A 17157-nucleotide genomic window follows, 5' to 3' on the forward strand; every position below is an offset into this window, starting at 1 on the left:
CCTCAACGTTTTGAACTAACGGGAACGTTAGTTCAATGCACCATGGAGCAGTCTGTACCTTGCAGCTGCTCCATTTTTCATTACGCTAAAGGGCGGCACAGTAGTCCCATAATCGCATAAAAAACTTATTTCTTATGATTCTTATCTAATTGTAACCGTCGTGGGATGTGGGTCTAATATGAAATTAGCATTAGGTGTACTGGAGTTGTTTAAAGACTTACAAAACAAAACGAAAAATGGTATTCTTTATTAAGAACACTTATGTTCTTAATAAAGAATTATTGATGAAAGCGGGGAGGTAACGAAATGAAAGAAACGGCACGATCGAGTGAAAAAATCATAGCAATACTTATGTTTTTTTTGATTTTTAGTGTAACGACAAATGTTGGTGTCACGAGTGCAGAAGGTAGCAATGAAGTGATTAGATCTTTACATGGAACAATAACGGATGAGAACGGTAACCCCGTTAATGGCGCATCCATTCAAGTCGGAACATATACGTTAGATGGAGGAATCGGCTTCCAAATTGTCGCATCTGCTATAACGAACGCTGACGGCGTATACGACATTCCTAGTTATACACGGTATTTAGGTGATGTTGTTTTTACGCTAATATCCGCAAATGGGTACCTCGTGGTAAACACACTGAAGTCTGAAACGTTTGATTATCAGTTCCCCGCGCAAAGAGCAACCGTCACAGGGAAGATTACCTACGGAGATACTTACGAAACACCTGTAGTTAATTACCCATTAGCTATAGGCGTGCATTTAGGGCCTGGCGGTCGGATGATCAACGTAGTAGCACCTACATTAACGGATGAAGAAGGCAAGTATTCTTTTACCATCATACCTGGCATTTTTGATTCCTATATAGGCGAGAATTACTTTAGAATCATTTACGACGGAATGTACGAGCGACGTGTTGAACTGTATGTAGGGGATAACAAAACCTTGGAGCATAATAATTACGATCCTTACGTTCCAATTCCTGAAGGCGTGAAATTAAACGGGACTATTTGGGGATATGTAGCGGACGAGAACGATAACATCATTCATGATGCTGTCGTTGAATTGGTCGGGGCTAATACGTCCATTTACAAATCTCAAAACGTTTTTTATAGTGACGTTATTAAAGGCGGTACCTATACGTTAAAAATAACAGCTCCAGGATTCCGCCCAGTGGAACAAGTGATTGAGATTAATGGAGGGAGCGCCTACTTGCCGATTACGCTCACCAAGAATAATCCACCTGTTGTCAAGGCCAGCGCGGACCGAATGCCTGACCATAACGGCTGGTACAATAAAGATGTAACGGTTTCCTTTCAAGCTGCCGACGACGATGGCATTCTATCAGTCGATTCTCCAGTGCTGGTTTCTACCGAAGGAATAGATCAAGTCATTGAGGGGAAGGCGACGGATTCCTCAGGAGCAACAGGCACGGGCTCGATCAAAATTAACCTAGACAAAACCTCGCCAATTACCAATGCGAATGTATCGGAAAATCCAAACGAAAACGGTTGGTATAATCATGATGTCCTTGTTACGCTGACGGCAACCGATAACCTGTCTAATGTGGTAAATACGGAATACAGTCTCGATAACGGAAATACATGGATGGTGTATAACGGTAAGATCACGATTTCTAAGGAAGGGGAAAATGTTCTTCATTATCGAAGCGCTGACGGTGCAGGAAACACGGAACAGCCGAAGTCAATAGAAGTGAATATCGATAAGACACTTCCAATTTTAAAGATTACGCTTAATAAGAGCGTGTTGTTTCCACCTAACCACAAAATGGTCAGCATAGAAGCAACAATTGAAACAATGGATACCCTGTCTGGATTAGACTCCATCACATTAACATCGATTTCAAGTAATGAGAAAGGATCCGACAAGGATATACAAAATGCTGCGTTTGGCACATACGATACAAGCTTTGACCTTCGCGCGGAAAGATCGGGAAAGGGCGGCGATCGTGTGTATACGATAACTTATACCGCTATAGATAAGGCTGGCAATGTTGCGAAAGGCACTGCAACCGTCACTGTAAAACACAATCGTTAAAGCAGCTCACCGCTAAGCCACGGTTTGGAACTAGGTTGAAGAAGATTACTTTGTATTTGTGGTTGTTGTCGGTAATTATTACTCTAATTTGCGGAGTTATACTTTTTTTGCTATCGCTTTTTGAGTGAACGAGTAGAGTGAAGGATTACGCTAATGGGCAGATTTATTCAATAATTCTCGATGAAATTAGTCTTTACATTCGAACGTATATTCGCTATATTTTGTATGGGCTTATTTTCCATGTTGGGAGTGGTTAAGTAGTGGCGGATATAGTCAAAGCGAAAGTTGAAAATTCCCTTACTGTGTTGTTAGTTTCAGATTTAGAAAAATCAATGAAATATTATGAAGATGCATTGGGATGCGAAGTCAACGAACACTGGGCAATTCGGGATAATTTCGGTTTAGGCTTTAAATTAATTCAAGCAAAAGACATTGAAGATATTAGACCGAATAAAGGAACTTGGAATACTTATGCTTATGTAAAAACTCATAACGAACTTGATGCTTTATATCTTGAACTTAAAACAAATGGAGCAATTATTGTCTCGGAACCAAAAGTAATCGAACAAGACTGGGGTTCTTGGAAAGACTTCTCTGTTCGAGACTTGGATGGATACGTTATAGGTTTCGGTTCGGGAAATAAAAATAGCTGATCAGAACATAAAAAAGGCTGCCGAAACCGGCAGCCTTTTTTATTAAAGTGCAGATCCTACCCGTATAGAATCGATATGACGGTCCATTGAGCAGCCGGACAGGATATCAACGATGCCATGAATGTGGCTGTAAATCGAAGCGTGCTTTTTACAAAGCGTGATAGTGCAGATGTACTTCTGGATGAATATAAAAAAATCATTCAGGATATAAGCGTACAACATGTAAAGGCAATGCGTTCAAGTCGTTCGTAAGGATAAAAATGCCGAAGCCGCAGCTCATCCGAGCTTGATTCTGGCCTTCGTCCTGTCCGATTCGAACAAAGCATCCATAACATGCGCTTGCGCCATAATGGACTCGCCGGCATCCGTTTCGGTATCTCCGGCGAGGGCGTACCGTGCGAACCGCTCTGCTTGCAGGCGGAACGGGGCAACGCGTTCCGTAACAAAATTCTTCGTCTCTCCGTTCAACGTCACCTGCAGCGTAATCGTTTGCGCATTCGAGAACTGCTTGACTTCCAGTTCGCCATTCGTACCCTTGATCGCATACCCACAGCCGTAGGGCATATCGAGGGAGGCAGTCATGTGCGCCGTTCCGCCGCCCGGGAACAGCAGCGTACCCGCGAACCGGAGGTCGACCCCCGTACCGCCCGCCCGAATCATCCGGGAGTCGGCATATTCGGGTTCCTCTTGAAAATGAAAGCGGCTCCAAGACGCCAAATAGCAGCCTAAGTCGTACAACGCGCCTCCACCCCAAGCTTCATTCAACCGACTGCTGCCCGCAGCGGCCTGAAAGGAGAAATGGCCGTGAAAGAAGACGGGATCGCCGATCGTTCCGCTCCGGATCGCCTCCCTCGCATAATGATGGCCCTCCAGGGTACGCCATACGAACGCTTCCTCCACGCGGACGCCGCGGCATCTTGCCAGGTCGACGATTTCCTTTGCTTCGGAGGCGTTCAATGCGAACGGCTTCTCCAACAGCACGTGCTTGCCAGCTTTGACGGCTTCGAGCGCCCACTCCTTATGCAAATGGTGGAGCAGGGCAATGTAGACCGCATCGATATCGGGATCGTCCAGAAGCTCCCGGTAACCCGCGTAAGCTCTCGGCACGCCATACGTATCGGCCGCCTTTCGGCTATTCTCGGCCATTCGGCCGGATATGCCGATCCACTCGCCGTTATCGGATTGATGCAGAGCCGGCCCCGCTTTCCCTATGATGTTTCCGGTTCCCAATATGCCCCATCGCAATTTGTTCATCTGGCATCCTCCTGAAATTCCAACGATTTACTACTCATTTTACTTGACAGACCGGCCCTTGTGAAGATTGACTTAAAGTGATTTGAAGTTAGGATGAAAGGGTAGATTTTCGCGTTTGGTGTTAGAGGACAAGAACATATAGCGTACCTGTTCCGCTTTATCGCGGATTTTTTGTTTTATGGGACAAGAAAATTGTCTCATTCCAGACTACGAGGGGATTAAACTAATGGGCAGAAGGTGTGGTGGAATGGCTATTTATTATCGCTCTCTATTTTGCCAAACTACAATATGATGAGTCTAGAAATCTAAAGAGGTGAGCTAATGGCAGTCGTAAAAGCCAGGGAACAGGATATTAATATGTTGGCAAGGTTGCTTCGAGCTGAAGCTGAGACCGAAGGCGAAATGGGCATGCTCCTTGTTGGAAATGTTGGCATTAACCGAATAAGAGCGAATTGCTCCGATTTTAAAAATATCCGGACAATTCCCCAGATGATCAACCAGCCTCATGCGTTCGAAGCATTGCAACATGGTATCTACTATCAAAACGCAAGAGAGAGGGAACGCCGTCTGGCGAAGCGGGCTGTGAATGGGGAGCGGAATTGGCCAGCCAAATTCACCCTATGGTATTTCCGTCCAGGAACGTTCGAAAATCCCGGACCTTGTCCGCCAACTTGGTATAATCAGCCGCTCGTAGGACGATGGAAGAAGCACTGTTTTTATGAACCGACCGGGGAAGAATGTGAAAATGTATATAATCATGTGGATGGACCACTGCCATAACCTGGACCATGCGGCGACCGGCATGATTTTGCATCTCATGTACGATAACGTGCTTCCATCTTATGAAGTAGGGACACGGTCCGGAAACTTGCCTGATTAGAAAACGGAAACAAAAAAACATATATACTCGATTTGATCGATGATTTCCGTTGGAAGTTTTCTTGAGCAGTGCAGTACGTCAAGATTTTGCTTTGACTTGAAAAACGTACTAGAATATGTTAGCGTCAAAATTTATTCATTAACAACAAGTAGTAGGCGAACTAGCTGAGGTTATTGTAGAGGACAAGAACATATAGCATTCCGGATCCGCGATAAACGCGGATTTTTTTCACTATAAATAGAGAAATGTATTAATTACTATGTATCCTAAATATGCACAAAACCGATTTTGGACACTGCGCATTTGGGTGCCGAGCAGATTGGCAGTGTTCAGCAGGAGGGAATAGCGCGGCAGGGGATGGTCGCTGGAGTGATATCATCCATATGGGAATACTGCAAGACGAGTATATTAATCCAATGGGGAAATCAATGTGAACAGCTTGGTCCGATGGCTCTCTCGCTGATTACGGCTCTATTGAGTTAATTACAGATGATGCGGTAAAGGTGAGGGGGATGTACTCCGAAGGCTACGTGCCATTCTGGTTCAAAAAAATGAAGAACAAAAGCGTTCACCCCTTTCTTCAATCCTATTACTCCATTCTTGCTTTTCGACTTGCTTGCGATTGAGGAAACACCGTTCTTTTTCAGGAGACCGGTATTCTTTTGAGAGGCTGCGTTTGACCCGGAGTCTTCGTGATCACGATGCCGAAGAACGATAGCATTTAACAAAAATCACCCCGTAAGTCTATAGACTACGGGGTGATTTGTTTTGATCTATTTTTCGATTTATCATGGACAAGGGAAACGGAAAATATCCAAAATAATACCGATTGGGATTCGGATGATTATAAATCTTCTATCAATCCCGCTAAATATCCGTAAACGAATATTATTTACCCCAACACTTATTAAGCATCCCGTAAAAGTATTAAATAGTGTCCGAACAACAACAATATTTCCTACCAACCCGGGAGATATACATCTAGTCCTACTTTGTGTTTTCAAAGACACTCTTTTAGCTGTGATTAAATTAATTTCTTTTGACATTCATATCCAACTCCCCTTTAGTTTTTATGTGAAGATGTTTGTGCTCAACAACAATCTATGCTGAAAATTCATAGTTGACACGGCACTATATTACGGAGGAAATATGCCTCTTGCCCGATATTGATGATATTTCAAATTTCAAAATGAAAAGAATGAGGTTCAGCTCCATTCGGTATGCGCGTACCCAAACTGCCCCAGATGAAGATCATCCCTACAATCATGGAAAAGCAGAGAATGGCAAATAATCCAAAAACCATTGAAAAAATACAAATCCTTGACCCTTTTAGGTCAAGGATTTATATTTCCTTTGGGCAATCATTACCGTTAAAAAAACCGCATTTTCCTGAGGGTGCAATAACCCGTTCTATGCTGGTAAGATACAGAAGTATATGTGGCCCCTATGGGGTGAACAAGAAGAATTGGTAGGTAAAAACACTAAAAGTGTCTGCAATCAGTGAAAATGGCGTCGAAGAAACAATTTGAGAATCTAATTTAGGGAGAACTAACTGGGGTGCAACGCGGCATCTAGTCCCTCTAGTATTGTTTTAAAAACAAATGGACTATGGCAGCTTAATGCCTATGTTGAAGGTAAGCTTCACGGAACTATAATAGTTAAAGTCTTATAATACTGATGATGTCAGCCCGAAACATGATTGCTATCATGATTGAACGAACGGGAGACGATAGTGGAATAGAGCAGGTTGCAGTGGCAATCTGCTTTTTTCATAGATGTAACGGGGAGTTTAACCATGAATCAGGCTGGTTGGATATAGCTTATCCAGCTTGATCTTAATTTGCCGTATTCAAATACTTAAGGAGCAGATTATAATAATTATCGAAGATAAGTTACAATATTTAGTAAATGCTAACTGGAGGCGGCAAAGTGGGGAGCGAAAAACTTACTTATGCAAGGACCGGTATTAACATAAACGATACGGATGCAGTTAAGCAATTGCATCGCCTTTCTTTTCAAGGTTCTTTCCCTTGACGCCCATGACAAGCGATAATTACAATAAATTAAAAGAATGGAGGTTAACAGGATGAGAGATTGGGAAGAAGTGTATACCAGCGGAGACTTTCGAAACTACTGGGATCTCCCGTACCCGTCTCAAGAATTGGTCGCGTTCGTGGCTTCTATGGACCTTCCACCTAACATTGCCGTTTTGGATGTAGGCTGCGGCGCAGGCAGCGAAGCCATTTTTCTTGCCCAGCGGGGATATCGCGTAATCGGCGTCGATCTGAGTGCCGCTGCATTGAACATCGCAAGGGAACGGGCAAACAAGGCGGAGGTTCAAGTGGATTGGCGTCAGGGCGATGCCTTGAAATTGCCGTTGGAAAACCTGTGCGTGGATATGGTCAATGATCGCGGATGTTTTCACAGTATCGCCGAAGAAAATCGGGGGCGATTTGCGGAGGAAGTCGCGCGGGTGCTCAAACCGGGCGGGGTGATGCTGCTCAGAGGCTGTCGCGACAAGGCAGAAGAAGGACATTTTATCTTCGTGACCGAACAATCAGTGGACCAGCACTTCAGCCGGTATTTTAAACGCGGCCCGGTGCTGCCGATCCAGATGACGGTCGGAAAAGTTTATAGTGAAGAAGGAATGAAGGGCAACCTGGTCGTTTTGAAAAGAAAGTGAAAGTCGACGCAGTGCGACCGCATTTGGGCTGCAGCCTTCTTGCGTATGGACCGGCGGACGAGGCTAGGGCGGTTTCCTTTGCCAAACAGATGTTGCTCGGGATCGTATCCGATTCCCCAGCCTCTTATCGGGAGGAAAGCGGATTCCGGTAAACCGTCGCCGCTTAGCAAACGGCATCGAATGGTTTCCGGAATCCCGGCAGAACGCAGCCAACAAAACCTAAGTGCCTTCTTGAAGCAACCCGATGTACCATTTCACCGGTAATATCTACCCGCGCAACAGATTCGAACCTCAGATGTCCTAGTGATACAGAGAAACCTAATCTTCTCCCTGCTGATCCGCCCATGCATCTAATAAATCCATTGCCTTTAATCGGAGTGGCCATGTTTGCTCAATAATATCTATCATGTTGCGGCTTCTCGGGCTTTTAGGGAACTGAGCGGCAAACCAAGCTTCTCGAGGTAACCGATACAAGGAAGAAATCGTTTTACGTTCGGTCCGGTCTAAAGGGCGGAGTTCTTCGTACCCGTTTAACAACGAATGAATGAGGACGGGATTAAAGCGAGTCGTGTTCATGAGAGCTGTTGCTACTTCAACATAGATCGATCCTAACTTAATGCGATCCCAATCAATAATGAAAAGCTGTCCGTCATCGGCAATAATGACATTCTGTGAAGTAATATCGCTGTGTATCAATGCGGGATGAATCGTTTCCTTCACCAAAAGGTCTGCAATCCCCGGGCTCATTAATTCGCTCCAGGACCGATCAGAAAACTGGTTACAAGCTTCTCCGAACCTTTTATACCATCTTTGGGTCCAATTATTCATTTGGTTTACTTTTGTCATCCGTCTGCGAAAGAGACGATCTTTGCTCTGCCATAATCGAATATGACTGAAAAAGTGACCTTTAATGGGGGAGGAATGACTGGATGTTGTATGCAGGGTGGCAAGAGCTCGTCCGAGCTTTTCGAAATCCTCTTGATTTTCCATGCTTCTCCCATTTATCCATGTGGTTACATAGAAGGGCCTTCCTTGATTTAAAGTCCACAATTTCCCGGAATTGCTCGCAAGCCATTTAGGCATGGAATTGAAGCCATTATTCATCAAATGCTGTATATAGTCTGCAGTTGTTTTTATTTGGTCAATTGTACCTGAGTGGAGTAAATTACTCCGGAAGAAGGGCTTCATCGCAAAGTTTCCGCTTTCCGTCCGTACTCGGACGATGGCGTTCTTTCGATAATGAGACGCGATCGAGTCTGAACGCAACGGAATTAGGCCGAAGCGGCGGACAATTTTACGTATTCGGATTTTGGTATAGGCATTTACCATAGGCAACATCGCTTCTTTCAAGAGAAAATGTGGAGAATAGTGCTATTTGCTAGGTTATTCATGGAGGGGGGAGCGTGTAAGGCCTTGCGCCTAAGAAACCATTAAAAACTTGCCGTTACAGACAGCGCGGTGAACCGTATCATAAGTGGCGGAAAGTTTTTTGTGGTGAACGTGTGAAATTGCTTGAAGGGATATATCATAAGCTAAGGATTATGAGCAAGTTACTTCAGAAAAAAAAGTCCGCGCTGTTCATAATTTTGATTTAAGTTCCGTTCCTGATTATGAAACTGAGCAAGCAAGACAATGAGGATATAGTGTCGTAGGGGCCTCGCTATGAACCATCAAATTGCGTCATATTAACTGGACCTCAATTAAGATGCTTTTTTCGATGATGAAGATCAACATGAAGAAGATTTAGATCCCTCATTAGACCACCCACTAAACCCCCAAGTGAACCGCAAGAGGCATGCGATTCACTTGGGGGTTTTTGTTTTGCAATCATGGGCACCCGGCAGCAGAGGCTTGATTGTCACTAATTATACCTCAAGATCCGGCGGTTCTGGCCAAAAATCGGCTGTTGCCGAAAACCCCCGATTTCGCTGTCTCACCCGCTTCCGAAATTCATTCCAAAGACCCATTTTCGACAAAAGCGGTACATACACCTTGCGGCATGCGTCCGAAAACATTGTCATAATGCGGAATTTTTCATTATTTTATGTCATAAACTCGATCTATTTCTTTATAAAATAAGGTATAACCTCCAATTGACAGCGCATTCATCCGTTTTTATAATATGAATTGAATTAATTGATACAAATAATACATTTCTGGAAAAGGAGGCACCCAAGCTTTCGGGTTTTGAGCAGGGATGTACAATTAAGAACGCTCGATAGGATAAGTTGCCGAACAGAACGAATACGCGCGTTAAGGGAGGACTTTTGACAATGGGGAAATTTTTCGGAAGATCCCGTCTCGCTTTGCTGCTTATGATGATATTGACGCTCGCGCTGCCGCCCGCGCTGGCCAACGGCGCTATGGTGCCCGCTGCCGGCGAGCCCGACACCAGCGAATTGACGGTGTTCGATTTAAAGACGTTCATCGCCGCCCAACCAACATCCAAGTTAAGCTATGACTATCTGAAGCTGGCTACGGCGCTGCAGGGCGTCGTGAACCGTACGAATACGCAATTGTATTATTTCTACGAATCCAATTCGATCGCCAAAGAAGCGGGTATGGATATCGACCATTTCTGGCTGGACGAGCTGCGCAAAGAGGGCGGCGCTTTGGCGGCGCGCACGCTGGTAACGGCTGCATCGTTCTCCGCCGTGCTCGACCAGTTTGCAAGCGCATTCAATGGTGTGGTCGTATGGGATCAGAACGTTCCTGCGACGGCCAACGTCGCTTCGACGGCCACTGGCGCCGAAAATTTGCTGCCGGTACGGTTCGATGAAACGCCGGGCAGCCCGTACGATGAGCTGGTCGTGAAACGGCAAATGCCGGTAGCGGTCAACCTGGTCGGCAAATTTACCGGACAGGGGACGATTCCGGACACGGACCTCGCTTCGACAGGCAGCGCCAAGAATGACGCTTACCTGTGGGCAAAAGTCCGTTATTTGGACAGCGGCCTGACCAACCCGACGATGATGGCTTACGGGCTGGATGGCGTATCCTGGTCGATCAACCAATCGGCCAAAGATTTGAGCGCCCAAGTCATATCGATCGCCATGCCGGCCAAGCTGAAAGTCGGCCAGGAAATCGAAGTGGCGGTCACATTCAAGAACATCGGCAAGACGACTTGGACGATGGCGGCCAATGACCGGCTCGGCTCACTTGGCACGAACCAGTTCAAATGGGGCAACCTGAACGGCGGGTTCTCGAACGATCCGGCCAATCAGCGGGTATTCATGAGCGCGAACGAGCAAATCGCAAGCGGGCAACAGAAGACGTTCCGCTTCACGATCATTGCGCCGAATGCGCCGGGCGTTTACAAGTTCGACGCGGACATGGTGCGCGACGGCGTGACGTGGTACGGCGCCAGCATCCAGCGGACCGTTGAAGTGACGGCCGAAGGCCAGTCGACCGTGCCTCCGGCCGAAGTGCCCGTTCCTCAGGAAGGGCAGCAATTCGTCTACCCCGACCTGTTCAACTCATTCCTGCCGAACGCCGACTATTTTATCGCGAACAAAGCGTTCTTTTTCGACTTGAGCCCGGACGAGACGACGAAGCCGATCGACGACCGCAACCAGCCGCTCGGCACCGATTACAATACGCTGATCGAACTGCTGCGGTCCCAGAACGCCAGAGCTGGCGAAACGATCTTTACGATCGGCGGCTTTGTGCCGTGGTGGATCAAGTATACGAAGCATGCCGATTCGCAAGCGGGGCTGGAGCCGGTGCAAGCGGAATGGAAGTACGCCGACATCATCTCCAAATATAATGCGCAGAAAGACGCGGACGCTTATGGCCTGATCGGCTTGTCCAACGCGTCGGCGTTCAAGAACGTCCCGCTGAATGAGACATTCACGCAGAAGAACGATAAAGGCAACAACGGCAAGACGTACGACCCTGCCACGAAGTATGTCGCCTTCTACATGGGCGACTACGATGCCGGCGCATGGACGGCAGGGGCGCTGCCCGCGCTATGGAACGACCCGAAGCGCGGCGAGCTACCGCTCGCATGGCCGCCGGTTATGGGCCTGTCCAAACGGATTCCGCAATTGTTCAACTACCTTTACGAAACGATGTCGCCGAACGACTATTTCGTAGCCGGCGATAACGGAGCCGGCTACTTGAACCCGATCATGCTGCTCGAAGAGAACCGTCCCGACGGGCTGCCGGAGTTCTTGCATGTCTGGGAGCAGTACAACACCGAGATGTACGATAAATTCGACATCGACATCACCGGGTTCCTGATCAGCGGCAACAGCGGTTCGGTTCCGCTGCGCGTCCAGGAATCGTACAGTCGATTCTCGCCGAACGGCGTCGGCAACAACGGCGGATTCGAGCAGCCGGTCGTGAACGGCACGCCGTTCGCTTGGGTGCAGGATTTGGGACAGGAAGTAAGAGATGCCGCCGTATACGGCGAACAGATCGCCGCGCAGTTGAAGAAGAATCAAAAGTTTTTCATGTTCCGGAACATCCTGACCAAGCCAAGCATGGTCGTCGATGCCGTCAACTACGTGAAAGAGCATTATCCCGAGCTGAAGTTCGAGGTCGTCGACCCGTACACGTACTTCCGCTTCTATAAAGAAGCGAAGCCGTGGGAAGTGAAGGCTCCGATCACCTACGAGTCACAGGAAGCGAAGGCTGCCATCGCTATTGACGGCGTTGCAGTAGCCGGCGAGTGGGATGATGCGGCGGAAATAATCGTAAGCCCCGAGTCCGAGGACGTGATTAAACACGGAACGGTCTGGGGAGCGGAGACGGACGCCCAGGACATCACCTCCAAGTACCGGATCAAATGGGACGACAACAACTTGTACCTGCTGGAGGAACGGACCGACGACGCTCAGCAATTTACGGAAACCGGATCGAAAATGTATTTGTCCGACGCGACGCTGCTCTTCCTCGATCTGGACCGCGGCAAGAACGGCACCGCGTTCCGCGACGGCGACTACTCGGTATTCTTAACACCGAGCGGTCCGGACGGCCAGCCGCACATGTTCATGCGCGAAGGCCATAACGGCGGCGTGCAGGAGTTCCCGTATACGGACGGGACGATTGCATCCACCGTGCGGACGGACGGCTACACGATGGAAGTGGCCATTCCGTGGAGCAGCCTGCAGATCATGCCGTTCTCGCCAGCCGACGGCAAGACGGTCGGGATGACGCTGCTGGCGACCGACAATGACGGCCCGGGCAACTGGGGTCAGATTATGTGGCTTGGGGACGGCGACAACCAGCTGAACTGGGGCGATATGAAGTTCGTCGCCAAACCGATCGCGACCCCGGCCGAAGGCATTGCCAAACTTCGCGAGCTCATCGAAACCGGCAACGTAGGTTCGGTGCTCAAGTCGAATTTGCTCCAACGGTTGGAGCAAGCCAACAAGCAGCTCGGCAAAAGCAACAATAACGCTGCCGCCGCACAGTTCAACGGGTTCCGCAGCAATTTGAACGCGGACGGCATGCAATCGCAGATCACGCCGGAGCTGAAGGCGAAGCTGCTGGAGCTGGCCGATCAAGTGGTGGAACTGATAGAAGCGCTATAAGAGGCTTCGATAGCAAACCGGTTTTTAGGAGAAGGCTTCTCGCGAAGCCTTCTTTTTTTTGCGAAGCGAATGTTCCGCACCCGTTCTGGCGCCTACCCCCTTGGAAATCGGATATCTACATACTCACTGACATCATGCTCTTTTTAATTCCATTACGTAAGTAATTTTCTTTGGTTGTCCGTTCTGCTGAATGCCCTAGCGTTTCAGAGATGAAACTAAGCGGTGCACCGGCCGAGAAAGCGGATTGAGCAAAGTAATGGCGTATAAAGTGGGGGGGTGCCCTTCATACCGATATCGATCTCTTTGATGTGCCAAGGGATTAAGCTATCGAGTAACGATAGTTGAACGATCCAGGAGTAGATCGCCGCGGCAGCTGCTCCTTTTCATTAAACTAAAGGGCAGGATAGTGCAACAAATCCCAATATTTTGCGTAAGGAGTATGTTGGAAAATATGTGATAGGTGGATATGGAGGATGAACCGTCAACATATAGTCCGGCTGCTTTTAGCAATCATATAGAAATATTATTTTCATAAAATTGCATTTGTGGAAGAGGGGGATTTCATGTCTGATCAAACAAAGATGGAAAGGGTTCATCATGTATTTGAAAAGATATCGAATCAATACGACTCGATGAATTCTATCATCACTTTTAAGAGACATATCGCATGGCGTCAAGATGTCATGAAACGGATGAATGTTAAAGAAGGAAGTAACGCTCTTGATGTGTGCACTGGAACCGGGGATTGGGCGATTGCTTTAGCAGATGCTATTGGAACGCACGGAGAAGTAATTGGATTAGATTTTAGCAAAAACATGCTCAAAATTGCACAAGATAAGCAAGAGCAAAAAGCTTTAAAGCAGCTTGCATTTATCCAAGGAAATGCCATGGAACTCCCTTTTGAAGATCATTCATTTGATTATGTAACCATTGGTTTTGGTTTAAGAAATGTACCGGAATATTTAACCGTTTTACGGGAAATGTATCGAGTAACAAAACCAGGCGGAAAAGTAGTTTGTTTAGAAACATCCCAACCAACATTAATTGGTTATAGACAACTTTCCCTTTTTTATGTTCGCTTTATCATGCCATTGCTTGGAAAATTTATTGCCAAAAGTTATGATGAATATTCATGGTTACAAGAATCAGCTCGTAATTTCCCAAATAAAAATGTACTTAAACAAATGTTTTTAGAAGCGGGATTTTCCAAAGTAGATGTAAAAAGCTATAGTGGCGGCGTCGCCGCAATGCATATGGCTATAAAATAGATAGAGTAATGGCAGAGATAGCATAACTAGCAGCGCCAGGAGAGCGCCACATTAGATGTTTCATCATATGTAAAATCCATCAAAACAGTGGGTGGTAATTCCGGAAATTATCCTTTTTGAGGTGGCGGATAAGTATATGGAAGTTATAGTAGGATATTCATTGCTTCTAATCAGATTTGCTTTATTAATTTATGGCATAGTGATTTGCACAAAGAGGCTTTCGCTTGATAAATTATTTTATTCAAGGATGATATGGTTCCTGAGCTTGATAATTTCAAGCCATGTTTATCAATTATTACTTAGTTATTATGGGCCCCAATTAATGATTAGTTATCTTCCGCAGGGGAAACCGGTAGTAAAATATGTGTTCTATTTACAGCAATTTAATGAAGTGATATTCATAATAGCTGTTGTAATATTGTTAATTAGTTTAAACCGAAAACTTAGCATTCCATCTGCAAAACACGAGAAACACGATGGTACACATATGCGATAGTTTAGGTTTATAAATGATCGAGCTGAACCGAAGAAAAAATCATATGTTGATACCCACATCCTATGGATGTGGGTTTATTTTGTATTAGAGGTAATTGTGGCATTTCATTGAGTGAAAAACCATGCCGCTCGGACTTTTCGATAAGAGCCTTGGTAGATTTTTCGACTTCTGATTTATGCTTTACTGATGCTTTGGGTGGTGCCTGAAATCGATATCGTTGAACTAAACGAATTTGTTGCAGCAGTAGTTACGCGGCGTGGGGATCTGCGCCGACAAGGACTCGATTAGCCATTTCACCTTGCTCCTTGTTCTGCAATTTCCCCGGTAATGATCTGCAAGCTGTCGGGTTTCTTGGACGAGCCTGCGGGCTCACAATAAAGGTACAAGCCTTTACCCGAATCAAAGCGAGAGGTGAACCAATGAATCATGCATCGATGAAAATGAAAACGCCGCCATCCGCCAATGCGGAATCGGTCAAACGAATTTCCTTCTTCCAAAAGCTCGGTTCGCAATACCAGCTTGTTCTCATGTCCGTGCCGTTTGTGCTGCTGCTTATTTTGTTCAGCTATGTTCCGCTGTGGGGCTGGATCATGGCGTTTCAGAAATTTTTGCCCGGGAAGGGCATCATGGGCAGCGAATTCGTCGGCTTCGATAATTTTATCTTATTGTTCCAAGACGAACAATTTTTCCGCGTGCTCCGCAATACGCTTGTCATGAGCTTCATGAGCATGGCGGCCGGTTTTGTTGGGGCGATTGCGCTTGCGCTCTTGCTCAATGAAGTTCGCAGCGCCTTCTTCAAACGGACGATTCAGACGGTCACCTACATTCCTCACTTCGTATCGATGGTCGTCATCGCCAATATCGTGCTTACGTTTCTCTCGCCGGATGGCGGCTTCATCAATCAGGTGCTTCTGAAAATTGGCATCATTCACGAACCGATCTATTTCATGGGCAAGGGGGAATGGTTCTGGGCCATTCATACGCTGGTCGGCCTCTGGAAGGAGCTCGGCTGGAGCACGATTATTTATTTGGCCGTCATGGCAAGCTTAAATCCGGAAATGTATGAAGCGGCGGACGTCGATGGAGCGGGACGATTCCAGAAAATGTGGCATATCTCCATCCCGGGCATCATGCCTACGGCGATTATTCTGCTGATCTTGTCGGTCGGCTCGCTGATCAATACGGGGTACGAGTCCCAGTTCTTGCTGGGCAATCCGCTGGTCATCGATTATTCCGAAGTGCTCGACCTGTACGCGCTTAATTTGTCGTTCGGCTCCGGTCAATATTCGGTCGGCGTAGCGCTTGGCATTTTCAAAAGTTTGATCAGCCTGATTCTCGTGTTTACGGTGAACGGCTTCGCCAAAAAAGCCGGTCAGGCCAGAATTATGTGAGGAGGGACGAGAGATGCGCAAATCAATGGGAGTTTCCGGCTATGCTTTCGATGCTATCAACTACGCGCTGCTCGCTTTGCTCGGGATCGCTACGCTGTATCCGTTTCTTAACCTGATGGCGATATCGTTTAACCATCCGATGGACACCATCCGAGGCCAAGTGTATTTGTGGCCTAACGAGTTTACATGGAGCAACTATTTGATCGTGTTCGAAAATGACGGCCTGCTCGGCGCGGCCGGACGTTCGGTAGCGAGGACGCTGCTCGGAACGTTCTTGTCCGTCACCTGCACCACTATGCTCGCTTTTACGCTGTCTCGGAAGGAATACGTGCTGCGCAAATCGATCAATTACGTGCTGATCGTCAGCATGTACGTAAGCGGCGGCATTATTCCGGGCTATATGCTCATCAAGAATCTGGGCTTGCTCAACTCGTTCTGGGTATACATCATCCCTGGCCTAATCGGCGTCTACAACGTCATCATTATCCGTTCCTACTTCGATTCAATGCCGGAAGGGCTAATGGAATCCGCGAAAATCGACGGGGCAAGCGACTTTCAGCTGTTCAGCAAGATTGCGCTCCCGACCAGTCTGCCGGTGCTGGCGACGATCACCTTGTTCGTGTCGGTCGGGCATTGGAATGCCTGGTTCGATAACTATTTGTACAACACAAAGCCTAATTTGAGCCTATTGCAGTACGAGTTGATGAAAATATTAATTCAATCGACTTCTCAGGTCACCTCGAACGCGACCGGTTACGTCGACAAGGAAACGCTGCGGCAAACGACTCCCCAATCGATTCGTGCCACGATGACCGTGATCGTTACGCTGCCGATCCTGTTCGTCTACCCGTTCATGCAGCGTTACTTCATTAAAGGCATCATGGTTGGCTCGATCAAAGAATAGCGAAAGTCATGTTTTCCCGTTATCGCC

General features: G+C 47.0%; 11 protein-coding genes. 8 read left to right on the forward strand and 3 right to left on the reverse strand.

Annotation, left to right across the window (positions count from 1 at the left end):
* Positions 1 to 306 precede the first annotated feature (306 nt).
* Positions 307 to 2064, forward strand: a complete 1758-nt coding sequence (locus L1F29_RS18000) for a carboxypeptidase regulatory-like domain-containing protein (protein WP_258383442.1) — start codon at positions 307 to 309, stop codon at positions 2062 to 2064.
* 260 nt (positions 2065 to 2324) lie between these two features.
* Positions 2325 to 2717: a VOC family protein gene (locus L1F29_RS18005; protein WP_258383443.1), complete on the forward strand. Its 393-nt coding sequence runs from the start codon at positions 2325 to 2327 to the stop codon at positions 2715 to 2717.
* Positions 2718 to 2993: 276 nt separating this feature from the next.
* On the opposite strand, the gene L1F29_RS18010 is transcribed toward L1F29_RS18005, so the two are convergent.
* A complete protein-coding gene (locus L1F29_RS18010; RefSeq protein ID WP_258383444.1) occupies positions 2994 to 3971 on the reverse strand; it encodes a Gfo/Idh/MocA family protein in 978 nt (325 codons plus the stop codon).
* Positions 3972 to 4292: 321 nt separating this feature from the next.
* Between L1F29_RS18010 and L1F29_RS18015 the strand changes: the two genes are divergently transcribed.
* Together L1F29_RS18015 and L1F29_RS18020 are read left to right on the forward strand one after the other, a co-directional pair.
* On the forward strand, positions 4293 to 4751 hold the full coding sequence (locus L1F29_RS18015) for a cell wall hydrolase (protein ID WP_258383445.1): 459 nt from the start codon (positions 4293 to 4295) through the stop codon (positions 4749 to 4751).
* 2186 nt (positions 4752 to 6937) lie between these two features.
* On the forward strand, positions 6938 to 7534 hold the full coding sequence (locus tag L1F29_RS18020; RefSeq protein ID WP_258383446.1) for a class I SAM-dependent methyltransferase: 597 nt from the start codon (positions 6938 to 6940) through the stop codon (positions 7532 to 7534).
* 318 nt (positions 7535 to 7852) lie between these two features.
* Here L1F29_RS18020 and L1F29_RS18025 read toward each other — a convergent pair whose 3' ends face one another.
* Entirely contained in the window at positions 7853 to 8863 is a 1011-nt protein-coding gene (locus tag L1F29_RS18025) for a phosphotransferase (protein WP_258383447.1), read from the reverse strand.
* Positions 8864 to 9807: 944 nt separating this feature from the next.
* Here L1F29_RS18025 and L1F29_RS18030 point away from each other — a divergent pair.
* Positions 9808 to 13071, forward strand: coding sequence for a sugar-binding protein (locus L1F29_RS18030; RefSeq protein ID WP_258383448.1), 3264 nt, complete (start codon positions 9808 to 9810; stop codon positions 13069 to 13071).
* Positions 13072 to 13186: 115 nt separating this feature from the next.
* Here L1F29_RS18030 and L1F29_RS34460 read toward each other — a convergent pair whose 3' ends face one another.
* Positions 13187 to 13336 (reverse strand): site-specific integrase, encoded by a 150-nt coding sequence (locus tag L1F29_RS34460; protein ID WP_373876552.1) that lies wholly within the window; start codon positions 13334 to 13336, stop codon positions 13187 to 13189.
* A 298-nt stretch (positions 13337 to 13634) separates the two neighbouring features.
* On the opposite strand from L1F29_RS34460, the gene L1F29_RS18035 reads away from it, so the two are divergent.
* From L1F29_RS18035 to L1F29_RS18045, 3 genes are all read left to right on the forward strand, one after another.
* Positions 13635 to 14339 carry a demethylmenaquinone methyltransferase gene (locus L1F29_RS18035; RefSeq protein ID WP_258383449.1) on the forward strand — a complete coding sequence of 235 codons (705 nt, stop codon included), beginning with the start codon at positions 13635 to 13637 and terminating at the stop codon, positions 14337 to 14339.
* A 930-nt stretch (positions 14340 to 15269) separates the two neighbouring features.
* The gene (locus L1F29_RS18040) at positions 15270 to 16226 is read left to right on the forward strand and encodes an ABC transporter permease (protein ID WP_373876553.1); all 957 of its coding nucleotides are present in this window, start codon (positions 15270 to 15272) and stop codon (positions 16224 to 16226) included.
* A gap of 13 nt (positions 16227 to 16239) precedes the next feature.
* The gene (locus L1F29_RS18045) at positions 16240 to 17130 is read left to right on the forward strand and encodes a carbohydrate ABC transporter permease (protein WP_258383451.1); all 891 of its coding nucleotides are present in this window, start codon (positions 16240 to 16242) and stop codon (positions 17128 to 17130) included.
* Positions 17131 to 17157 lie beyond the last annotated feature (27 nt).

The organism is Paenibacillus spongiae (genome assembly GCF_024734895.1).
GTDB lineage: Bacteria > Bacillota > Bacilli > Paenibacillales > Paenibacillaceae > Paenibacillus_Z > Paenibacillus_Z spongiae.